19 protein-coding genes are annotated in these 22,138 nt (G+C 40.7%); 11 read left to right on the top strand and 8 right to left on the bottom strand.

Going from position 1 to position 22,138, the window contains the following annotated elements:
* Nucleotides 1-50: 50 nt before the first annotated feature.
* From rpsS to rplC, 5 genes are all read right to left on the bottom strand, one after another.
* Entirely contained in the window at nt 51-329 is a 279-nt protein-coding gene (rpsS, locus tag NMG86_RS11155; RefSeq protein WP_026786901.1) for a 30S ribosomal protein S19, read from the bottom strand.
* An 87-nt stretch (nt 330-416) separates the two neighbouring features.
* Complete coding sequence (rplB, locus tag NMG86_RS11150; protein ID WP_026786902.1) at nt 417-1,280, bottom strand: 50S ribosomal protein L2; 864 nt, start codon at nt 1,278-1,280, stop codon at nt 417-419.
* A gap of 121 nt (nt 1,281-1,401) precedes the next feature.
* The gene (locus tag NMG86_RS11145) at nt 1,402-1,707 is read right to left on the bottom strand and encodes a 50S ribosomal protein L23 (RefSeq protein ID WP_026786903.1); all 306 of its coding nucleotides are present in this window, start codon (nt 1,705-1,707) and stop codon (nt 1,402-1,404) included.
* Entirely contained in the window at nt 1,697-2,335 is a 639-nt protein-coding gene (gene rplD, locus NMG86_RS11140) for a 50S ribosomal protein L4 (RefSeq protein ID WP_026786904.1), read from the bottom strand. The genes NMG86_RS11145 and rplD overlap by 11 nt, the downstream gene beginning before the upstream one ends.
* Nucleotides 2,336-2,349: 14 nt before the next feature.
* Entirely contained in the window at nt 2,350-3,039 is a 690-nt protein-coding gene (gene rplC, locus NMG86_RS11135; RefSeq protein WP_026797651.1) for a 50S ribosomal protein L3, read from the bottom strand.
* A gap of 616 nt (nt 3,040-3,655) precedes the next feature.
* Between rplC and NMG86_RS11130 the strand changes: the two genes are divergently transcribed.
* The 10 genes from NMG86_RS11130 (at nt 3,656) to NMG86_RS11085 (ending at nt 17,647) form a co-directional block, all read left to right on the top strand.
* Complete coding sequence (locus tag NMG86_RS11130) at nt 3,656-4,132, top strand: NAD(P)H-quinone oxidoreductase subunit N (RefSeq protein WP_026786906.1); 477 nt, start codon at nt 3,656-3,658, stop codon at nt 4,130-4,132.
* Nucleotides 4,133-4,272: 140 nt separating this feature from the next.
* Nucleotides 4,273-5,538 carry a circadian clock protein LdpA gene (gene ldpA / locus NMG86_RS11125; RefSeq protein WP_026797650.1) on the top strand — a complete coding sequence of 422 codons (1,266 nt, stop codon included), beginning with the start codon at nt 4,273-4,275 and terminating at the stop codon, nt 5,536-5,538.
* A gap of 119 nt (nt 5,539-5,657) precedes the next feature.
* Nucleotides 5,658-7,397, top strand: coding sequence for a R3H domain-containing nucleic acid-binding protein (locus tag NMG86_RS11120; RefSeq protein WP_026786908.1), 1,740 nt, complete (start codon nt 5,658-5,660; stop codon nt 7,395-7,397).
* A 187-nt stretch (nt 7,398-7,584) separates the two neighbouring features.
* Nucleotides 7,585-9,150 carry a CheR family methyltransferase gene (locus tag NMG86_RS11115; protein WP_026797649.1) on the top strand — a complete coding sequence of 522 codons (1,566 nt, stop codon included), beginning with the start codon at nt 7,585-7,587 and terminating at the stop codon, nt 9,148-9,150.
* Between the two features lie 35 nt (nt 9,151-9,185).
* Nucleotides 9,186-10,268, top strand: a complete 1,083-nt coding sequence (locus NMG86_RS11110; RefSeq protein ID WP_026797648.1) for a chemotaxis protein CheW — start codon at nt 9,186-9,188, stop codon at nt 10,266-10,268.
* 51 nt (nt 10,269-10,319) lie between these two features.
* Nucleotides 10,320-11,765, top strand: a complete 1,446-nt coding sequence (locus tag NMG86_RS11105; protein ID WP_026797647.1) for a methyl-accepting chemotaxis protein — start codon at nt 10,320-10,322, stop codon at nt 11,763-11,765.
* Between the two features lie 20 nt (nt 11,766-11,785).
* Nucleotides 11,786-13,192, top strand: a complete 1,407-nt coding sequence (locus NMG86_RS11100; protein WP_026797646.1) for a methyl-accepting chemotaxis protein — start codon at nt 11,786-11,788, stop codon at nt 13,190-13,192.
* A 42-nt stretch (nt 13,193-13,234) separates the two neighbouring features.
* Nucleotides 13,235-15,706 carry a hybrid sensor histidine kinase/response regulator gene (locus NMG86_RS11095; RefSeq protein WP_026786913.1) on the top strand — a complete coding sequence of 824 codons (2,472 nt, stop codon included), beginning with the start codon at nt 13,235-13,237 and terminating at the stop codon, nt 15,704-15,706.
* Between the two features lie 36 nt (nt 15,707-15,742).
* Entirely contained in the window at nt 15,743-16,864 is a 1,122-nt protein-coding gene (gene cheB / locus NMG86_RS11090) for a chemotaxis-specific protein-glutamate methyltransferase CheB (protein WP_026797645.1), read from the top strand.
* Nucleotides 16,865-16,897: 33 nt separating this feature from the next.
* Nucleotides 16,898-17,647, top strand: a complete 750-nt coding sequence (locus NMG86_RS11085) for a hypothetical protein (protein ID WP_043938697.1) — start codon at nt 16,898-16,900, stop codon at nt 17,645-17,647.
* A 36-nt stretch (nt 17,648-17,683) separates the two neighbouring features.
* Here the strand turns inward: NMG86_RS11085 and NMG86_RS11080 are convergent, their stop codons facing one another.
* A complete protein-coding gene (locus tag NMG86_RS11080) occupies nt 17,684-19,168 on the bottom strand; it encodes a BCD family MFS transporter (protein WP_026797644.1) in 1,485 nt (494 codons plus the stop codon).
* 154 nt (nt 19,169-19,322) lie between these two features.
* Here NMG86_RS11080 and NMG86_RS11075 point away from each other — a divergent pair, with 154 nt between their 5' ends.
* The gene (locus tag NMG86_RS11075) at nt 19,323-19,862 is read left to right on the top strand and encodes a cyclic nucleotide-binding domain-containing protein (RefSeq protein ID WP_026786916.1); all 540 of its coding nucleotides are present in this window, start codon (nt 19,323-19,325) and stop codon (nt 19,860-19,862) included.
* Between the two features lie 40 nt (nt 19,863-19,902).
* Here the strand turns inward: NMG86_RS11075 and NMG86_RS11070 are convergent, their stop codons facing one another.
* Both NMG86_RS11070 and NMG86_RS11065 read right to left on the bottom strand, forming a co-directional pair.
* Nucleotides 19,903-20,301, bottom strand: coding sequence for a hypothetical protein (locus tag NMG86_RS11070; RefSeq protein WP_026786917.1), 399 nt, complete (start codon nt 20,299-20,301; stop codon nt 19,903-19,905).
* A gap of 70 nt (nt 20,302-20,371) precedes the next feature.
* A complete protein-coding gene (locus NMG86_RS11065) occupies nt 20,372-22,132 on the bottom strand; it encodes an ABC transporter ATP-binding protein (RefSeq protein WP_026797643.1) in 1,761 nt (586 codons plus the stop codon).
* Between the last annotated feature and the right edge of the window lie 6 nt (nt 22,133-22,138).

Raw genomic sequence — 22,138 nt, 5'->3', positions numbered from 1 at the left:
TTATGTATCCGCATCATCAGTTACCAGTGAAAAATATCGACTGTTAACCTTTAACGGCGGGCTTTTTTGTCACTTTTAGCGTGACCTCGGAAGGTACGAGTTGGAGCAAATTCTCCTAATTTATGACCTACCATTTGCTCCGTCAGAAACACGGGAACGTGTTGTCTGCCGTTGTGGACGGCGATCGTATGACCCACCATTTGAGGAATAATCGTTGATGCTCTTGACCAGGTTTTAATTACCTGTTTTTCTCCTTTGGCATTGAGTTTTTCAACTTTGCTCAGGAGATGATCAGCCACAAAAGGGCCTTTTTTAAGTGAACGAGACATAGTTAATTTATTAACCGTTAAGGTTTCAATGGCGTGAAGTGTTGACTGTTGACCTAATAAGTCGTCAACGGCCAACCGACAAGCCGATTAAGTTTGCCGTCCACCTTTACCCCGTTTCGAGGACTTCCGACGACGACGAACAATCAAAGCGGTACTGCGTTTTTTCTTGTTCCGAGTCTTCGCGCCTAGGGTGGGTTTACCCCAAGGAGTAACAGGGCCAGAACGACCGATAGGAGCGCGTCCTTCACCACCACCATGGGGGTGATCCACAGGGTTCATCACACTACCGCGAACTTCAGGACGACGACCTTTCCAACGCTTACGACCGGCTTTCCCGATACTGATGTTGCGAGCATCAATATTACCCACCTGTCCAATGGTGGCGTAGGATTTAGCTGGGATTTTGCGTTGTTCGCCTGAAGGTAACTTCAGGGTTACATAGTCCCCTTCTTTCGCTAGAACTTGAGCCGTAGTACCAGCCGCCCGCACGATTTGTCCCCCTTTACCGGGAATCAATTCGACGTTATGCACATCTGTCCCTAACGGAATTTTATACAGGGGCAGAGCATTCCCGACTTCGATCGGAGCTTCTGGGCCAGAAACAATCATGGTTCCGACTTTGAGTCCTAACGGATGCAGGATATAACGCTTTTCCCCATCGGTGTAATACACCAGGGCAATCCGAGCATTACGGTTGGGATCGTACTCAATCTCAGCGACTTTGGCGAGGATCTCGTGCTTATCGCGACGAAAATCAACAATTCGATACAGCTTTTTGTGTCCGCCACCCCGATGACGGCAGGTAATCACGCCTCGGTTGTTTCTTCCTTTATCCCGGTGTTTGGAAGTTGTTAAAGAACGTTCCGGTTCAGAACGGGTAATTTCTGCAAAGTCAGAAACAGTATGTTGGCGAGTACCGGGAGTATAGGGTCGGTATGAACGAATTCCCATTATGTAATCCTTACTAATCAGTAATCAGTTATCAGTTATCAGTTATCAGTCAAGAAAAAATGCAAGATTTAATGTTTAATTCTTACAATATTTACTGTTTACTGATTACCAACAACTGACTCTACACCCCTGGGAACAAGACTTTCCGCAAAGGCTCCCCATCCTCTAGGGTAATAATTGCCCGTTTGTAGCCTGTTTTAAATCCCACAAATTTACCGACCCGACGACGTTTACGAGGCGGAATATGGGTATTAACAGCTTTGACTTTAACGGGGAATAACAGTTCAATTGCTTGTTTGATCATCGGCTTAGTTGCGTGCCGATCAACATCAAAGGTGAACTGATTAATTTCCATTAACCTTGTGGCTTTTTCCGTTACAATCGGACGCTTCACCAAATCAATCAGATCGCCGGGATCATGTTGCATCTCCGTAAACCTCCTGAATTTTGGCTAGGGCAGCAGCAGTTGTTACAATTCTGTCAGCAGCTAGGACGTCATAAACGTTTAAGCTATCGGACAAGCACATTCTCAATCTAGGAATATTGCGACCGGACAGATAAATATTCGGTTGTTTCTCTGACAGTACCAAGAGGACTTTTGAATCGGGTTCAATTCCCCAACGGGTCATCGCCGATACTAGATCTTTGGTTTTCGGCTGAGAAAACTGATCTGCAAAGTCTTCTACCACAATTAAATCCTCAGCCCGGCTTTGAAAGGCGGTGCGTAGGGCTAACTGTCTTTCTTTGCGATTCATTTTCTGGGAATAGTCTCTGGGTTTTGGCCCAAAGATCACCCCGCCCCCTCGCCATAGGGGAGAACGAATAGAACCGGCTCTAGCGCGACCTGTGCCTTTTTGACGCCAAGGTTTGCGACCGCCCCCCCGAACTTCCGCCCGGGTTTTGGTGCAAGCTGTGCCTTGACGAGCATTGGCTAGTTGCCGGACTACGGCTCTATGAACAATATGACTGGCATTTTCGGGGGATGCGACTTTCAGATCAAGGGTTGCTTGTCCAACGCTTTCACCCTGCCAATTTCGGACTACACAATCAACCATAGTTATCTCCTTGACTACTTACCACCGACGATATTAGCTGGGGCGATGCTTAACAAACCACCGGGCTTGCCAGGAACCGCTCCTTTGACTAACAGGAGGTTACGTTCAGGATCGATACGCACAACGATTAATTTGCGTGTGGTCACTTGGCTGGCTCCATAATGTCCGGCCATGCGTTTTCCAGGGTAAACACGGCCAGGAGTGGTTCCAGGGCCGATCGAACCGGGTTGACGATGGTTTTTGGAACCGTGGGCCATGGGGCCTCGTTTGAAGTTATGCCGTTTTTGATAACCGGAGAAGCCACGACCCATACTGGTTCCACTGACATCCACCAGTTGTCCCTGGGTGAAAATGTCAGCTTTGAGTTGTTGGCCCAATTGAAAAGATTCGGGTTCGCTGACCCGATATTCTTTCAGGTGACGTACACAGGTGCCGCCGGATTTGGCTAAATGTCCTTGTTCCGCATTGCTGAGATACTTATTGACCTCTTTGTCGGGAGTTTTTTTTGTATTAAGCTTGCGTTTGTTATCAGGAACTTCACCGTATCCTAGTTGGATAGCTGTGTAGCCGTCGGTTTGTTTGGTTTTAATCTGGGTCACGATGCAAGGCCCAGCTTGAATGACGGTGACAGGAATAGCTTTCCCGCTTTCCGCTTCAAAGATTTGGGTCATACCGACCTTTGTGCCGAGGATACCTACAGACACTTAAACTAGCCTCTCTTTTCTAAGCATTACAAATAAGATTCGGATCGACTTTAAGGAAGAATCCGCTTGCAACAGATGAACAAGACATTTGCTAAAATGGCTTGTAGATGTTTAAACACGCCAAAATCATCTCCTACCGTTTAAGCAGGATAAACCCTGGGGAATTTAGAACAGTTTCAGGCTATTAACAAGTTCTAAGCTGTTTGCAAATCGAGGATTGCCCTCAATAATGCACTTATGTCGCCCGGACTTGAGCAGCAAGCTACTCAGTATCCTTTGCTGATGTATCTCAAACCCTTTGCAGATCTCTTGGCTCGCGCCGAATTTGTTTAGAGTTTAAGGTCAGTCGGTTGCTGTTTCCTTGCGGATTCGGCTTAACTGCTCTACTCCTAACTCCTGACTTCTTTGGGGTGAACACCGTTAACGCGATGTCCTCACAGCCTCTGAAATTTGGTATTTTAGAAGCTAACAGTATTTGACCGATTAGCGACAATTTTTAATTGTAGGGTAATTTTAACAATCTGTCAATAACCCATTGGGATTCTGATCAAAATTGTGTCAAAATATCTCAAGCAGAGATTCAGCAAGATGCAGTTAAGAGGTTAATCACCAAGTTATGGCACTGATTACAACAGGAAGCAAGCTGATTAGAGATTTGGAAACATACAAGGCATTAGGAATGTATGTTCCCCTGGAAGGGGGGTTTGAAGGACGGTATCGTCGTCGGTTGCGGGCGAATGGATATACAACCTATAACCTATCTGCACGGGGTTTAGGAGATTTATCGGCTTATTTAACCGGGGTGCATGGGGTTCGTCCTGCTCATTTAGGTAAAAAAAGCAGTGGGAATGAAGCGGCTGTTGGGGATGTTTATTATGTTCCTCCGATTTTAAATACCCAGTTAGAGCAACTTCCACCCAAATCGAAAGGTTTAGTGCTGTGGATTATTGAAGGTCATATTTTGTCGAGTCAAGAGATAACGTTTCTGACTCAGCTACCCCAACAAGAACCTCGGGTCAAATTGGTGGTGGAAATGGGTGGAGCGCGAGTCGTCCAATGGACACCGCTCAAGGATGTAAATGTTGCGGCTTGAACACTGTTATTAATTTTGAGGTTGATTTTAAGCCGAATGAGTTGGGTATTTACCCAACTTAATTTTTTTAACAAAAACCATCTGATTAATCAATTAAAAGATGATTCTAAAACGCTGATTCTTGTGTCACCATAGAAAGTGTGAACAATTATGATTCTCCTTTAACAGCTTTACAACAAGGTAACTGGTTCAAACTCATTTGCGGAGCCAGTTATCAACATTTGCCTGCGATCCGAAATTTAACCTTAGCCTACACCTTAGCCGGGGCGGACTGTATTGATGTGGCGGCTGACCCGGCGGTGATTACAGTGGCTCAGGAAGCCTTAAACCGGGCTGAATTTCTCGGTGAACAGGCCCAAACCCTGGGATTTGGCTATCGCTATCGTCCGTGGTTAATGGTGAGCTTGAATGATGGTGAAGATCCGCATTTTCGGAAGGCGCAGTTTGAGGCGACCGTTTGTCCTGAAAGTTGTTGGCGACCCTGTGAAACGGTTTGTCCTACGGGAGCGATCGCATTTTCCCCCCTAAAATCTGGTGTCATAGATGAACTATGCTATGGCTGCGGACGCTGTATTCCAATCTGTCCAGTGGATTTGATTGATGCTCGGTCTTATGTTTTTCGCCCGGATGAGATTGCTCCTCTGGTATTACAAACTGGGATAGATGCCTTAGAAATTCATACCCAAGTGGGACGAGAGAAAGACTTTCAACGACTCTGGAATAGTATCCAACCCTATTTGGAAAAACTCAAACTGGTGGCAATTAGCTGCCCGGATGGGGAGGGGGTAGTCAACTATCTGAAAACCTTATCTGAAATGATCCTACCCCTGAATTGTCCCTTAATTTGGCAAACCGATGGCCGACCGATGAGTGGGGATATTGGGGCGGGGACAACCTTGGCAAGTGTGAAACTGTGCCAAAAAATTTTGGCGGCAAATTTACCTGGATATGTACAGCTTGCGGGTGGCACAAACGATTATACTGTAGCCAAGCTCAAATCCCTTGGGCTTTTACAGTCAACAGTTATAGATGATCCTGTGCTTAACCCCGTTTTTCCAAATCCTGATCAACAAACTCAGACCATCGGTGGAAAACAGTTAAGGTCAGTTAATTATGGTCATCGGGTGGCGGGTGTTGGATATGGTAGCTATGCCCGTGTTCTGTTGTCACCCCTGTTGGAACAGTTGGAATCCCGATCCACGACCGAACCTCAAAGGGATAGTTTTCAACGGCAGGAAACCTTCATTGAAGGATCTCAACCTTTGAGTCAGAAGAAGACGCTTTCTTCCGTCGAGACGCGCCCTAGCCTATCTGTACTGGAAGCTAACCCGGAGTTGCTCTGGCAAGTGGTCGGTAAAGCCTCAACCCTTGTCTCCCAGATTAAATCAGTTATCGGCGATCATTAATCAGTTATCGGTGAATAAAATAAAAAGTTTTGCTGATAAAAAATTCATAAATGACTGCTGAAATCATAACTGATTCATCATTGATAACTGATAGCTATTTACTGATAAATGATAAGAGTATGCAAATTACAGACGACCTGAACAAATTACTCTCCATTGTTCCTGATGAGATTCGGCAGAATTTGCAACAGCATCCCCAACGAGATAGTCTGATTGAGATTGTGATGGATTTGGGGCGTCTTCCAGAGGCTCGTTTTCCGTCCAAAGCCGAATATCTCTCGACTATCCCTGTCTCCTTGGACGATCTGGAACATTGTATTGTGCAGATTGGGGAATTTAGCGGGGATAACCGGGCTGGGATTGAGCAAACTTTACATCGAATTAGCGCAATTCGCAACCGGACGGGAAAGGTGATTGGTTTAACCTGTCGGGTGGGTCGAGCCATCTTTGGTAAGATTGGCATGATTCGAGATTTGGTGGAAACGGGTCAATCGCTCCTTTTGCTGGGTCGTCCAGGAGTGGGAAAAACCACGGCATTGCGAGAAATTACCCGTGTGTTAGCGGATGAACTGGAAAAACGAGTAGTCATTATTGATACCTCTAACGAAATTGCTGGGGATGGAGATATCCCCCATCCTGCCATTGGGCGGGCGCGTCGGATGCAGGTGGCTCGTCCTGAACTGCAACATCAAGTCATGATTGAGGCGGTGGAGAACCATATGCCAGAGGTGATCGTGATTGATGAAATTGGCACAGAACTGGAGGCTTTAGCGGCGCGAACCATTGCCGAACGGGGGGTACAGTTGATTGGTACAGCCCACGGTAATCGGATTGAAAACTTGATGAAAAACCCCACCCTTGCCGATTTGATTGGGGGAATTCAAGCGGTGACTTTAGGGGATGAGGAAGCTCGACGTCGGGGTTCTCAAAAGACGGTATTGGAGCGTAAAGCCCCTCCGACCTTTGATGTGGCGGTGGAAATGTTGGAACAGCAACGGTGGGTTGTACATGAATCTGTAGCGACTACGATTGATCATCTGTTACGCGGAATGCAGCCGATTTTGCAAATCAGAACTATGAATGATGCGGGTGAAGTTGAAGTTTTTGAAGAACGATATACTCCCGTTAACCCCATTACCAGTCCTGGACGCTCAACGATGAAATCCCGGGAACCTGCGGCTACAATGCCTGTTGTTCGGGGGTTGCGAGGTTCAGGGAAAATGATGCCTTTACCTGTGGAAAATACGGCGTCAGAATCTCAATATTTTGAACAACTACTAGAACAGTCTTTTTCTGGGGTTATCCCTGGTGTTCCCGATGAGGAATTTACCTTAATTCATAAACTAGGGGAAGGTTCACCGTTAAGTATTTATCCCTATGGGGTTCCTCGTCATCAAATTGAACAGGTGATCCAAATGTTGTCTTTACCGGTGATTTTGACTAAGGATATTGATAGTGCGGATGTGGTGTTGGCGTTGCGATCGCATATTAGAAATCAATCCAAAATCCGCCATGTTGCTAAAACTCGTCAAGTTCCGATTCATACGATAAAATCACCGAACAACCCTCAAATTGCCCGTGCCCTACGACGTCTGTTACAAATGGAAGATCCCAGTACCCCAGAAATTGCGGATTTGAATTTGTTTGTGGCCAGTGGTTCTTCTGATGAAATCGAAGCCTTGGAAGAGGCCCGTTTAGCGGTGGAACAAATTGTGATTCCTAAAGGACAACCTGTGGAATTACTGCCTCGGTCTTCCCAAGTCAGAAAAATGCAGCATGAATTAGTAGAACATTATCGTCTGAAATCCAATAGTTTTGGGGAAGAACCAAACCGTCGTTTAAGAATTTATCCCGCCTAAACTCAGTCATCAGTCATCAGTCATCAGTCATCAGTTAACAGTTATTAGTTGGCAGTTATTAGTTGGCAGTTATTAGTTAATAACTGATAACTCTTGAACGGATAACTGATGACTGTTAACCGATGACTGATTTTGATTAACTCTTAAACTGATAACTGATGACTGTTAACTGATAACTGATTATTATATGGAACCAGCACTAATCGAACTTTTTATTAAGCTGATTACAAGTCAAACCGGGTTATTTATTCGTTTGCAGGACTACGGTGTACTGGCTGAAAAAATAAAGATCAGAGTTAAATCTTTAAAACTGCCTCATCCTCAATTTTATTTAGATTTATTAAGTACCGATAGTTCCCAAAGTCGAGAGGAATGGAAACAATTAATTCCTTTAATTACAACCATTGAAAGTTATTTTTTTAGAGATCAAGGTCAAATTAATCTCTTACGAACTGTAGTTTTACCAGATTTAATTGCATCGCGGCAAGACACCAAAAGTTTAACTCTTTGGAGTGCGGGTTGTTCGACGGGGGAAGAACCCTATACCCTGTCTATTTTACTTCAACAGTTAATCCCAGACTGGGGAAGTTGGAATCTTCAGATTCTAGGAACTGATGTGAATGAGGAAGCCTTAAAAAAAGCCAATCAAGGCTTATACACCGCTTGGTCTTTCCGTATGGTTGACTTAGAACTGAGAAATAGATACTTTATGCGACAAGGAGAAGATTGGAAAATCAATTCGTTGACTCAGAATTCTGTTAAATTTTTTAATTTGAATTTAGTTAAAGATTCCTATTGTCATCCTAATTATAACCCGATTCAAGATGTGGATTTAATTATTTGTCGGAATGTTTTTGTTTATTTTGAAAAAGACTATATTAATCAAGTAATTTATAAGTTTTTTAATGTTTTAAAACCAAGAGGTTATTTAATTACAGGTCATGCTGAATTACAAGGTATAGAAAATATTGGAAAATTTCAAGCAAAAATTCATCCTGAATCCATGATTTATCAACGACCTATTGATTTATGGAAAGAACCCTTGACTATTAACACTAAATCAATTATTGATATAGATAATCGTTGGAATAATCTATTATATTCTTCTCGGAAATATCAGGAGCCATACCCTAAAACCAACCAGGTTGAGAATCATCAAGCTGAAAATTTAAAGTTATCTCAAAAAAGCCTAGAAGAAGCAAAAAGATATTTTAAAAATAAACAGTATTCAGCCGCCATTCAAAAAACTGAACAATTTCTTCAAACTTATAACTATTATGTAAAAAATCTGGATTTGACCATCACAGAAAAAAAAGAAAGAAATGAAAATCGCCACCTAAAATCCGAAACTAAATTTGATGCTTATTATTTATTGGCACAAGCATGGGCAAATCTAGGACAATATGAACAAGCTATATCTTACTGTAAAAAAGCGATTGAAATAGATTCTTTATCTATATTACCTTATTATTTACTCTTGCATATCGCTCAAGAACAGGAGGATTTAGTTGGAGCAAAGTTATTATCCAAAAGAATTATTTATCTGCTTCCCTCCTCCATTCCAGCCTATCTGGAACTCGCATCGATTTATGAACGGGAAGGAGATCATACCCGATCAGCTAAAATGTATGGTAACGCTTTAGCTCTCCTCAAATCCTTACCTCCGACCATGGGGATTGAACATTTAGAAGGAGTTACGGCTCAAGATTTAATTGTTTTTTTAGAAAATAAACATTTAGCTATTGACTGTTGACTATTGGCCGTTTACTGTTTACTGATAACTGAATTATGGCTTATTTAATTTTTACACTGAAGTCGATGTGTTATGCAATTATGGCTTCTGTAGTTGAAGAAATTTTTTTCCTGCCCGAATTAACACCAATTCCCGCCGCCCCTGCTGATTTAGTGGGTTTAATTAATCTGCGGGGAGAGTTACTTCCCATTATTGATTTAACTATTCGATTAGGGTATCCTGAGCCGAATTATACTGTATCAGATAGCGTAATTATTTTAAGATTTAATAACATTAGATTAGGAATTATTGTCACTCAAGTTTCTGAAGTGAAAATGATTACTAGCGATGCCATTAAAACTGAATTAGCTTATAAATTTCAACAGGAATTTAATCAGGTTCACCCTTCCTATTATCTTCAAGGTGTGGCTCAAGTTGATGAACATTTGGTCATGATTTTAAATCCAGAAACCCTGATTCAATATATTAGTCACTCTCTCCCAGATTTTAATTTAGAGAGAATAAATCTCGAAAATCATCAACCCCATCTCCAAGGAGAGTCCTCCAAACAACACACCTACCAGAAAGTACAAAATTATATTTTCTCTCCCGATGCAACCCCAGAAGAACGCATAATTTTTCAAGAACGAGCTAAAAATTTAAGATGTTCCATTGATAACCAAGATTTTACTGGGTTAGTTGCTTTAGCTGTGATCAGTTTAAATGGAGAATATTTTGGGGTTAACCTAGAAATTATCCGAGAATTTACAGACATTCATAATATTACACCGATTCCTTGTACTCCTCCCCATATTGTTGGAAATATGAATTTACGCGGGGAAATATTAACTTTAGTGAATATTCGAGGTTTAGTGAATTTACCTTTACAAACCTCTCAGGTATTATCCAAGGCTATGATTGTTAAAATTAATGATATTGTGGCTGGAATTATAGTAGAAGGAATTTTTGATGTAATATACTTAAAAGAATCCGAGATTAAAACTATTCCTACGGCGGTTCATCTCAAACAGGATGAATACTTACAGGGGACAGCTTTTTATCAAGACAAAATGATGAGCATTCTGAATGTGGCAAAAATTATGACTCAAGGAGAATTATTTGTTGATCAAGAGGTTTAATCCCAGGTAAGATAGATTTCATGAATTTTATAATCAACCATCAAAAATTATATGTTTAACAATTTCAAATTAAGAGAGAGGTTACTCTTAGGATATAGCATACCCGTGTTTTTATTTATGGGATTAACCGCATTGGTTTATAGCAATATTAATCAAGTATCTAATACTTTCAAAGAGGCAGAAAGGGTTCAAGAGGTAATTTTAAAAGTCAATGTTATGGAACGAGGCGCTCAAGGGATGGTTCGGAGTTTAAGGGGATATTTAGCTCTAAAAAATCAAGATTTTTTAACGGAATATAATTCCGGTTTAGCCCTTTATCGGGAAACGGCTAAAACATTGGAATCCTTGGTTTATCGTCCAGAGCAAAAACAACGGTTACAAAAACTTGATAACTTAGTGAATGAATATGATCAAATGGCACAACAAGCTTTTATCCTAGCAAATCGAGGAAAATTATCTGAAGCCATTGAAAAAGCTCGCACTGCAACTCAATATGTGATCGATTTTGATCGAATTAGCGATGAATTTTCGACAACAGAAGCTAGTCTTTTAACTCAGGAAACAACTAAAGCAAAAGAATCATTGAACGGATTATTAACAACGCTCGTGTTTGGAGCCTTGCTAATTTTGGTGACGGTGATTATTATTGCCCTATTAATTGCGGTTAATATTGGTGGAACCATTCATCAAGCCACACAAGTTATCGCCACTTCTTCCACCGAAATTGCTGCTACCCTTGCAGAACAAGAACGAACAGCAAATCAACAAGCGAGTTCTGTTCATGAAACTACAATAACTATGGATGAATTGAGTGCTTCCTCTGGGTCAACGGCGGAACAAGCCGAGTCAGCTACATATCAAGCTAGACAGGTTTTAGGATTAACAGAAGGGGGAAAACAAGCGGTCAATAGTACCTTAGCAGGGATGGAAAATCTTCAACAAAAAGTTGAAGCGATTGCTCAACAAATTATTCGTTTAAGTGAACAAACAAACCAAATTGGGAATATTTCTGAGTTAGTTAGTGATTTAGCGAATCAAACCAATATGTTAGCCCTGAATGCTGCTGTAGAAGCAGTTCGAGCCGGAGAACATGGCAAAGGATTTGCAGTTGTCGCCACGGAAATCAGAAAATTAGCGGATGAAAGTAAAAAATCTGCCTTCAGAATTAATACCCTGGTTGCTGATATTTTAACTGCAATTAATTCAACGGTAATGGCAACGGAAGAAGGGACAAAAACTGTTATATCTAATGCAGAACTCACCCGGGAAACCGCAGATACTTTTGCTGTGGTTGCGGAAGCGGTGAATAATGTAGTATTGAATAATCAGCAAATTTCCCTTAATGTTAAGCAACAAGCGATCGCCATTGGACAGGTTTTAGAGGCGATGAATGTTTTAAGTCAGGGGGTTGGAGAAACCGCTAATGGATTAAATCAAGCTAAAATAGGAATGGAAAAATTGAATGAAGTTGCGTTAAATTTGAACTCAATTGTTTAATATAACAATAGCACCAAAATATGTTAAAATTCAATGGTTTAAGGTACTGGATTATTGCCAGTTATTTAATTCCAATTTTGCTTTCTGTATTAGTAGCTGGAATTGTATCTTCCAATGTTGAAAAAGTTCGTAAAACAACCATAGAAGTCCAAACAGCCGGTGATGCCATGCAAGCTATTAATAACTTGGCTTTAGCCACGAAAGACTTAACGATTGCTGCCCAGGGATATATTTTAGTTAAAAATCCTCAGTCATATAATTTGTATAAAACTGCTGAATCTCTTTATCAACAAGCATTTATAGACGTTAAAACACTGATTCCCAATAGTGAATTGATTAAAGATTTAGATAGTTTAACTGCATCGGTAGACGAATTAGAACAATACTATTCGGCATTATTCAAATTAATTAATGATAATAAAGTTGACCAAGCCCTAGAGATTTGGAAGCAAGGAAAAGGTACGGAATTATCAACAACGGTTTTAGAGAAAACTCAAAAATTTATCGCCTTGGAAACTCAACAAGTAGAGGCGTACCATCAACGGCAAAATGATGCTTTAGATCACCTGATTAATACGGTTTGGATCGGAACAGGAGCAACTATATTTTGTTCAATTTTATTGGGAATTAGCCTCATTACTCTCATCTTCAAGCGAATTAATCAAGAAGCATCCCAAATTTTGCAAGCCTCCCAAGAATTAGTTAATATTATGGAATCTCAAGAACGAGTCACTGTTCAGCAAGCAAGTTCAGTGAATGAAACTACAGCTAGTATGGATGAATTGGGTGCATCAAGTCGCCAATCTGCCGAACAAGCATCAACAGCCGCCACCGGAGCTAATCAAGTTTTACTCTTAGCGGGTGGTTATCAAAAATCATCTGTTGAAACGGGTAATAGTTTCAGTTTGAAAATAAAAATGGAACAATTACAACAGCAAATTATGCGTTTAAGTGAACATTTAGGAAAAATTTATAGTATTACAAATGTGGTCACGGATTTGGCAAGTCAAACAAATATGTTAGCCTTAAATGCTTCTGTAGAAGCTGCTAGAGCCGGAGACAGTGGGAAGGGATTTGGGGTGGTGGCATCTGAAATTCGTAAACTAGCAGATCAAAGTCGTAAATCAGCCGAAAAAATTAGTTCAATTGTTACGGATATTCAAACGGCGACTAATTTAACTATTAGGGTGACAGAGGAGGGCTCGAAATCCGTTGAAGATATTGTTCATGCAATTAATGATGTCGCTATTAATTTGCAGCAAATTTCCCTAAATACCCAACAACAATCTATTGCGGTTGAACAAGTTGTTGATGCCATGAATAACTTAAATTTTGTTTCCACAGAAATGGCAACCAGCATCAACCAAACCAAACAGGGAGTTCAAAGGTTAAATGAAACCGCCAAAAATCTGCAAACTCTGGTTTAATCGTTCAAAATTGAATTACAGTCACAGGATGAAAAAATTATGATGATTGAAGATGACGAACTACGGGAAGTTTTTAAAACCTCCAGTGAAGAACATTTACAGAATTTAGATGAAGGATTATTATATCTGGAAAAAAATCCCAATGATGCAGCAAAAATAGAAGAATTATTGCGAGAAGCCCATAGCCTGAAAGGGGATGCGGGAATGTTAGGGGTCAAAGATGTTGCCACCTTATCCCATCAAATTGAACATTTATTAGGGGGGTTGAAACGTCAGGAAACCACCCTCACGGCCGATTTAGTGGATCGAATTTCCTATGGGATTGATGCGATTCGTCAGTTAGTTTATGCTGCGGTTACCGGAGAACCCTGTGAGATTAATGCTTTTCATAGTTTAGCCTATCTGATGGGGGCTAAACCCGAAACACCGACGGATGCAATTTCAGCCATTAACAGGGAACAGGGAACGGGGAACAGTGAACAGGATGAACCGGAGGGAGTTGAACCTCCAGAAGAACCCCAAGCAATCGAGGAACCGGTGATTGACTCAGTTCCGGTGTCCCCGCCGGATGAGATGCCTATTCCAGTGACGACGGTGGCTGAACCGATGAATGCTCCCCCTCCGGTCACCATCAGTCGCGACTCTACTTATAAAATTGAAACCATTCGAGTCCCCACCCGTAATTTAGATGGGTTAATGACTCAAACGGGAGAATTAACGGTAACAAAAATTCGGATTGCCCATCGGTTAAATGAAATTGAAGACCTGGTGAGTTTATGGGAGGAATGGAGTCGAGATGCTTTTGTGAATCGGTTTGTGGTTCATGACTTAGAAAATAACCTCAATCGTTATAGTTCTGAAAAGGGAACAATCGGGCAACTGCAAAATTATTATCATCGTAGTACGGAACGTTTAGAACAGTTGGGATCTTTAATTAATCAACTTAGAAATACTTTTTCTGAAGATATTGCCCGTTTAGATATTATTAGTGATGAACTTGAAGATGGGATCAGAACCTTACGTTTATTACCCCTATCAACTATTTTTAATTTGTTTCCTCGCATGGTACGGGATTTAGCGCGGCAGCAGAGAAAAGAAATTGAATTAGTGATTTCTGGTGGAGAAACCCGTGCGGATAAACGGATTTTAGAAGAAATGAAAGATCCTTTGATGCACATTTTAAGAAATGCCATTGATCATGGGATTGAAACTCCAGAAGAACGGCGAAAATCAGGTAAGCCGGCGATCGCAAAAATTGAGTTACGCGGATATCAAACAGCGACCCATGTTGTGTTAGAAGTTTGTGATGATGGTCGGGGATTAGATATCGAAAAAATCAAACAAACTGCTTTAAAACGGGGAATTTGTCAACCGGAAGAATTATTGGGAATGACTCCACAACAAATTCATAGTTTAATTTTTGCTCCTGGTTTTACCACCCGAACAGTCGTCACCGAAGTATCGGGACGGGGTGTGGGAATGGATGTGGTACGAACCAATGTAGAACGTTTAAAAGGCATTATTCAAGTCGAATCTTCCCCAAGAAAGGGTAGTGTATTTCGGATTCAATTGGGAACTACCTTAGCAACAGCCCATGTTTTAATTGTATCGGTTCAGGGGATTTCCTATGCCATTCCCGTCGAATTTGTCCAAATGACAAAGCTGGTTCAAGTTAATGAAATTTTTGCGATTGAAGGCCGAGAAACGATTGTTTTTGAAGACCAACCGATTTCCGTAGCTCAACTAGCTGATTTATTGGAAATTCGGTGGACTTCTTCTCAGTTTGAACCGGAATCTACAATTTCTCAAGAGTCCAAATCTCGTTTTTCCCTTTCCCCATCCTTGATCCAAAAAAATCCCAGTTCTCCCACAATGGATGTGGCTTCACCCTGCATTATTCTAAAAGTGGGAGAAGAAAAATTAGGATTGTTTGTTGATGCTTTAGTTGATGAGCAGGATGTGGTCTTAAAACCCCAAAGCCAACTATTAAAACGGGTCAGAAATGTGGCGGGAGCCACGATTTTAGGAACGGGGGAAGTCTGTATTATTTTAAGTCCTCAAGACTTAATTAAATCCATTCGTAAACAAGCGGGTGTGATCAGTTCCCCCATCGTCCGATCTGCTTTAAAGGTTCAGGATAATTCCTCTGTTAAACCGGTGATTTTATTAGTAGAAGATTCAATCACCACTCGGACTCAAGAAAAACGAATTTTAGAAGCCGCGGGTTATGAAGTTGTGACGGCGGTGGATGGATTAGATGGGTTTAATAAACTCGGCACTCGTTCCTTTGATGCGGTGGTTTCTGATATCCAGATGCCTAATTTGGATGGGTTAAGTTTAGTCACTAAAATTCGACAAAATCGGGACTATAGTGAACTACCGATTATTCTGGTGACTTCTCTAGCTTCCGATGAAGATAAACGCAAAGGTGCAGAAGTTGGGGCAAATGCCTATATTACTAAAGCGTCTTTCAATCAAGAAGTTTTGATCGAAACTCTAAAAAGATTAGTATGATTAGGAATATCTATCTAATCAGTGACTAACTGTAAAATGCCAATTCGAGTTGTCCTAGTTGAAGATTCGGCTGTTGCTTTGATTATTCTCAAACGAATTTTATCAACATCGACCGAGATAATTGTTGTAGGAACGGCTCGAACCGGTAAGGAAGCATTGATATTGGTGCCCACTGTCCAACCGGATGTGATTTGTACGGATTTTCATATGCCCCAAATGAACGGACTGGAATTTATCCAAGAAGTCATGGCAATTTATCCCCGTCCGATTTTGGTGATCAGTGCTTCGGTTCAATCCAATGATACTCAAAATGTTTTTCAACTGTTAAATGCTGGGGCTGTTGATGTGTTTCCTAAACCGACAACGGGTTTAGCCTCGGATTATGAATTGATCGGACGGGAATTAATTCAAAAAATTAAAGTGCTTGCGGGCGTCAAAGTTTTTACTAAACATCGTAAATCCCAACCCAACGTTAGTAATAACCATTTATCGATCACCTCACCTCCACTGATCAGTAAAACTCTTTTATCCTCACCCCATTCCAAAGTTGTAGGTGAACCCTCAAGATTTTTCGGTGCATCTTCTCAAACAATTAAAATTCTGGGGATTGGTGCTTCTACGGGTGGCCCCCAAGCTTTACATACAATTTTGACACAATTTCCCAGTAATTTTCCCGTTCCTATTGTTTGTGTTCAGCATATTAGCGAAGGATTTTTGCCCGGGTTAGTCAGTTGGTTAAATGGGGAATGCAATTTATCTATTAAAATCGCCATGGTCGGTGAACTTCCCCAGGCGGGCTCGGTTTATTTTGCCCCAGACGGATACCATTTAGAATTTAGCCATACGGGTCGTTTTTCCTATTCAAATGCACCCCCACTGGCGGGTCATCGTCCGGCGGTGACAGCTACTTTAAAGTCTGTTGCTGACTGTTATGGAGCCAGTGCTGCGGGGGTTTTGTTAACCGGAATGGGCCGGGATGGGGCTGATGGAATGAAGGCTATTTTCGATCAGGGTGGGTTAACGATTGCCCAAAATCATGATAGTTGTGTAGTCTTTGGAATGCCCGCAGAAGCGATCGCTTTAGGGGCTGCCCAACATATTCTATCGGTTAATGATATTGCTCCTTTTATTCTTAATCGGGTGAAGGGGTTAATCTAAGATTAATGTATTTTTGAATAAAGGACTATTAAAATGAAGTTTAAGTTAAATTTAAAACCGGAAGTTAATTGTCAGGATAGACTTTTAAACCTAAGCAAAGTTTTGGGTTTAATTGGGGGACTGTCTTTAGTTAATTTTCCGGCTTTGGCACAAATTAATCTTGCTACTTTGACTGATATTATTGGTAATAATAATCAAGTATTTATTGAAAATCAAGTGGCTGAAGTCACGGAAAAAGCGACATTAGGACAGGAAATTAGAACCGAACAAGCTCGCGCTCAAATTGATTTTAACACAGGTGCTAATGGCAGAATGGCAGAAAATTCTAAGATTACGGTTGGTCAATGTGCGGAAATCCAAGCAGGGGTTTTCATTGCTTCTGGCCCTGCTAATGGTTGTATCTTAGGATTTGCCACGGGAGTTCAAGGTACAACTTATGTGTTAAATGTTGATAAAAATAACCAAACCAATGTTACAACCGGGACAATTCAGGTTTTAGAAGGTAAAATTAAATTATTATCAAAAAATGATCTAAATAATCCTAACCCGCTCACAATTGAAGCCGGACAAAAAGTTTCCAGTTTAACCCCTGATTTAACCTTGTCTCAAATTTCTATTGAAAAAATGACGAAACAAGAATATGAGATGATCATTACAGGGCCATTATTCCAAGGGTTTAAAACTCCCCTGCTCCATCAAGATAAAATTAACGATGTTTGTAAAGTTCTCTATGGTAATTGTCGCCCCGTAGGAGGGGAGAAACCCGTGCGAGGATTATGGTGATAATCAGTAGAGACGTGCCATGGCACGTCTCTACAATTAATCTAGTTCTTGTTCTAAAACATTGGCGATCGCTTGTCTGGCTGTTTCGTTAAATTCTCGAATATTTACACGATTTAATAATACAATTGCTAGAATCATGCCAACAGCTTGTACGGCAAAAACCGAACCATAAGCGAGGAAAGGAACCTGAAAAATTGCCCGTCCTAAATCTAAAATTGCCCCCCCTAAAACCGTGGCTAATCCCCGCGCCATGGCTTGTGCTAAACCCCAGGCTCCAATAAAGGTTCCGGCAGTTTCAGCTAAGGTTAAATCTAACATTAAATTAATCGCTCCTGCTGTCAAAATCCCCGAATTTAAACCAAACAATAATAACGCTCCTTTCAATAATCCAGCATTAGCATAAAAACCTGCTATTATAAAGAATAATAAACAAATTGCGACTCCAATACAGCCGATTTTGACGGTATTTTTTTTACCGATCCGGGGAATAATTAAAAATCCGGTTGTAGCAATTCCGATTAAAGTTCCGATGCCAAAAAACGCATTTAATTTGGTGGTTTCAGAGACACACATTCCAAACACTTCACCGCCATAAGGTTCTAATACAGCATCCTGCATAAATAAACTAATAGTCATCACCAATAAAAAGCTAAAAAATAATCCTGTTTGTCGGCTGGCGGTGAGAACTTTAATGGCGCGACCAAAGGTAATTTGATCTTCCCTTTCAACCATTTTTGAGCGCAATTTGTAGCGAGAAAATTTGCGTTCAATACCAATTGTTGCCAGAAAAGATAAACCGATTACTATTAATGGGATAATAATAAATAACAGATTAACAGAGGCTTGTAATTGGGGTAAATTTGTAGTTGTTGATGTGGCGATGGGATTATCAACTAAAAGATCTGCACCACAGAGTTCGGGACGATGGAGAATTTTAGAACTAATAATTGCTCCAATTACAATTCCCACCATCAGCATTGACCAAACAATACTGACTAATTTAGAACGATTATTTTCATCGGAAATATCAAATAATAGGGCCGTAAAGGGGGTGGAACTTGCACTTAAAGCTAAACCATATCCAGCAAAAATTAATGCTAATAAACCCGCCCACAAATAGGCAATTCCATTGAATCCATTGCTTTGAATACTAGCACCTAATGGCCAAACTATTTGTAGGGCTACAAATGCCATACTGGTAAATAAAATTAACCCAATCCAAACATAGCTACTGCGATGATATCCCCATAACGGTTTAGCATCGGACATCTGACCAAACCATACCCTAGCCGGGGAAACAAATTGGTGCATAGCGATCGCTCCCGCCGCTACCAATGCTGGAACTTTTAACTCATCAATCATAATCCGATTAATCACCCCCAGGGTCAACAAAGACATAATCCCTAACCCCATTTGAAACAGACCTAACCGAAACATGGTTAATATGTTAATCGAGGGTAAGGGTTGCCCATTCGGGGGATCGGTCGATGGCAATTTATCCGAGGAATCACTATTTTTCATGGAATGTGAATTGGTACAACAAAAGGGGAAAACTAATCTTTGACAATTCCGATTAAAGTTTAGACAAAACTCTAATCTAAGATTATAATAGAATTTGCTCAGAAAAAACGGGTTGTATTTACTCCATAAAAGTTACTAAAAATATCATTAAAAAATGACTCATAAAACAGAAAAAGCACTGTTTCTTATCGGTGGATTAAGCAATGATGATCTACACTGGGTTGTCCATAAAGCAAAGGTAGAAACAATCCCCCCCGGAGAAAGGCTAATTTATGAAAGCCGCCCAATTAATGCGTTATATTTTGTATTAAGTGGATTATTAAGTGTGGTGATCGGTACAAATGAAGATCGAGAATTAGCCCAAATTACAAAGGGGGAAGTGGTGGGAGAAATTTCTTTTATTGATAGTCGGCCTCCTTTGGCAACGGTTAAAGCCATAGAAACGACTCAGGTTTTAGCAATTTCTCGATTTGAACTTAATAGTAAAATACACAGTGATGCTAAATTTGCTGCCCGATTTTATCAAGGTTTATCCCTGTGTTTAGCTAGTCGGATGCGAGGAACAATTCGGCGTTTGGGTTACGAAGATCTGATGGAATATGAACCAGAACCCGATGAATTAAGTTCACAAACACAGGAATTTCTAGCCTTGGCTCAAGCGAAGTTTAACTGGTTAGTTCAAAGTTTGAAATAAAGGGAATAGAAATTACTAATTTAATTTGATACAGAGGCGATTAGTGATTCTCTGTCACCATAATCCACTTCCAAAGCGGATGACTGGGCCCCTGTTTCAATATTTTAAAAATCTGCTGTTCTAAACGTTTTTGATAGGCGGGAGAAACCCCGAATAAAATGTTACGACTATGCCAAACTAATGTGGCTGTTGTTGTACCGAGACACAACCCTAAACCAACGGCTGCAAAACGGTTATAAGCTAAACCATAGCGAACCGCAGACCAAGTAAAATAGTTTTGCAAAAGGGCAATTTCTTCCCGCAATCCCCACAAACTCAATGGTGCAACTATTACCCACAAAAGTCCAATTACCACCCATCGGCTGTAAACGGTAATTTGGTGCATTTTTTGGACTTGACGCTTAAAATTTGCATCATCCGGTGACGGGTTTAATTCCATTACTATCTCCCTTTTTTTAACTAAAAATAACTGTGTTTTTTAATTAGGACAATTTTAAATTTGGCTATTTTTAGGTATTAAATTGTTGAGCATAAAATTGAGCATAGCGATCGCCTTTTTCTAAGAGTTCTTGATGGGTTCCTGATTCCACAATTTTACCCTGTTCTAATACTAAAATCCTAGTTGCCCGTCTGACTGTGGCTAAACGGTGGGCAATAATAAACACCGTTCGATCCTGCATTAATCGTTCTAAGGCTTCTTGAACTAGGGCTTCTGACTCGGAATCTAAGGCGGATGTGGCTTCATCTAAAATTAAAATTCTAGGGTCTAATAATACGGCCCTGGCGATCGCAATTCTTTGTCGTTGTCCCCCCGATAAATTAACGCCACGTTCCCCAACTAGGGTTTGATATCCATTAGGAAACTGCATAATAAAGGCATGGGCATTAGCAATTTTTGCCGCAATTTCTACATCTTTTAATTCATAATAGGATTGACCAAAGGCAATATTTTGAGCGATAGTTCCTGAGAATAAAGTAATATCTTGGGGGACAATTCCAATTTGTCGCCGTAGGCTTTTTAAGGTGACATCCTGAATATCAATATCATCAATTTTAATCGTTCCTGATTGACGGTCATAAAATCGGGGTAACAGGGTAACTAAGGTGGTTTTTCCGGCCCCTGACGGCCCCACTAAGGCCACCATTTCCCCAGATTTAACTAATAGGTTCAAATTTTCTAAAACGGGTTTATTATCTTCCTGGCTTTGGGAAAAATCGGTTTTAGGATAGGTAAAACTAACGTTAGCATATTCAACTTTTCCGGTGACATGGGGTAGAATAAAAGCATGGGGTTTTTCCACAACCGTTGGTTGTACATCTAACAGTTCAAAAATGCGATCGCACGAAGCCTGACCCTGTTTAAAATCACTATAATTACTGGTAGTTAATGATATGGGATCGATTAATAATGCCACCGCCGCTACATAACTAATAAATCCACCCCCAGTTAAATTCCCCTGGGAAATTTGCCATCCCCCCAAAAAGAATAATAAAATCACACTCATAGCTTCTAAAAAGCCAACAACCACAAATTGTAAAGCCTTAATTTGTTCAGCTAAATATTTTGCTTTGCGGTTTTGTTCGGCTTCTAAACTAAAGCGATTAATTTCATACTCCTCGGCGGCAAATGCCTGGACTAAGCGAATACCACTAAAGACTTCTGTTAATAAAGAGGCTAAATTAGAAACTCGGTTTTGACTATGGCGAGTAAAAGTTAATAATTTTTCGCCAAACCAACCAATTAATACCGCCATAAATGGGGCTATAATTAAAGTAGCTAAAGTTAATTGCCAGTTAAGATAAATCATATATCCCAAAACTACAATTAATTGCAGGATACAGGGAATAAATTGATGGAAAAATTTATTAATTACTTCCCCAATTCTATCAATATCTTCCGTAAGACGATAGGCGAGATCTCCAGTTTTGGCAGTTTCAAAATACCCAATATTCAGCCGTTGTAAATGACGATATACCTGTTTTCTTAATTCTAAAACAATCGTTAAAGCAGCTTTTGCCATCAAGGTATCTTGACCGTATTGTACCGTTCCTCGGACAAGGAAAACAACCGCCGCCACCCCCGCTAATTGAGCAATAGCGTTCACATCTCCCCGACCAATATAACCCGCCATTTGTCCGGCTAACCAGGCTAATAACGGCCAAAATACGGTAAATGCAACCGTACAAACCAAGGCTTTAGTAATAGTTTGTCCTTGGGTACGAATATAGGGAATTAATTTTTTGTAACTAGAGGGTTGTTTTTGTTTCAAGTTGCG

This window comes from Planktothrix rubescens CCAP 1459/22 (genome assembly GCA_904830895.1).
GTDB classification, from domain to species: Bacteria; Cyanobacteriota; Cyanobacteriia; order Cyanobacteriales; family Microcoleaceae; genus Planktothrix; species Planktothrix agardhii.
The sequence above is the reverse complement of the archived record's forward strand: the minus strand, read 5'-3'. Positions and strand labels throughout refer to the sequence as shown.

Coding starts and splice junctions, on each gene's coding strand:
- rpsS (WP_026786901.1), bottom strand. CDS start 329: ATGTCTCGTTCACTTAAAAAAGGCCCTTTTGTGGCTGATCATCTCCTG.
- rplB (WP_026786902.1), bottom strand. CDS start 1,280: ATGGGAATTCGTTCATACCGACCCTATACTCCCGGTACTCGCCAACAT.
- NMG86_RS11145 (WP_026786903.1), bottom strand. CDS start 1,707: ATGCAACATGATCCCGGCGATCTGATTGATTTGGTGAAGCGTCCGATT.
- rplD (WP_026786904.1), bottom strand. CDS start 2,335: ATGGTTGATTGTGTAGTCCGAAATTGGCAGGGTGAAAGCGTTGGACAA.
- NMG86_RS11130 (WP_026786906.1), top strand. CDS start 3,656: ATGGCACTGATTACAACAGGAAGCAAGCTGATTAGAGATTTGGAAACA.
- NMG86_RS11120 (WP_026786908.1), top strand. CDS start 5,658: ATGCAAATTACAGACGACCTGAACAAATTACTCTCCATTGTTCCTGAT.
- NMG86_RS11115 (WP_026797649.1), top strand. CDS start 7,585: ATGGAACCAGCACTAATCGAACTTTTTATTAAGCTGATTACAAGTCAA.
- NMG86_RS11110 (WP_026797648.1), top strand. CDS start 9,186: ATGGCTTATTTAATTTTTACACTGAAGTCGATGTGTTATGCAATTATG.
- NMG86_RS11105 (WP_026797647.1), top strand. CDS start 10,320: ATGTTTAACAATTTCAAATTAAGAGAGAGGTTACTCTTAGGATATAGC.
- NMG86_RS11100 (WP_026797646.1), top strand. CDS start 11,786: ATGTTAAAATTCAATGGTTTAAGGTACTGGATTATTGCCAGTTATTTA.
- NMG86_RS11095 (WP_026786913.1), top strand. CDS start 13,235: ATGATTGAAGATGACGAACTACGGGAAGTTTTTAAAACCTCCAGTGAA.
- cheB (WP_026797645.1), top strand. CDS start 15,743: ATGCCAATTCGAGTTGTCCTAGTTGAAGATTCGGCTGTTGCTTTGATT.
- NMG86_RS11085 (WP_043938697.1), top strand. CDS start 16,898: ATGAAGTTTAAGTTAAATTTAAAACCGGAAGTTAATTGTCAGGATAGA.
- NMG86_RS11080 (WP_026797644.1), bottom strand. CDS start 19,168: ATGAAAAATAGTGATTCCTCGGATAAATTGCCATCGACCGATCCCCCG.
- NMG86_RS11075 (WP_026786916.1), top strand. CDS start 19,323: ATGACTCATAAAACAGAAAAAGCACTGTTTCTTATCGGTGGATTAAGC.
- NMG86_RS11070 (WP_026786917.1), bottom strand. CDS start 20,301: ATGGAATTAAACCCGTCACCGGATGATGCAAATTTTAAGCGTCAAGTC.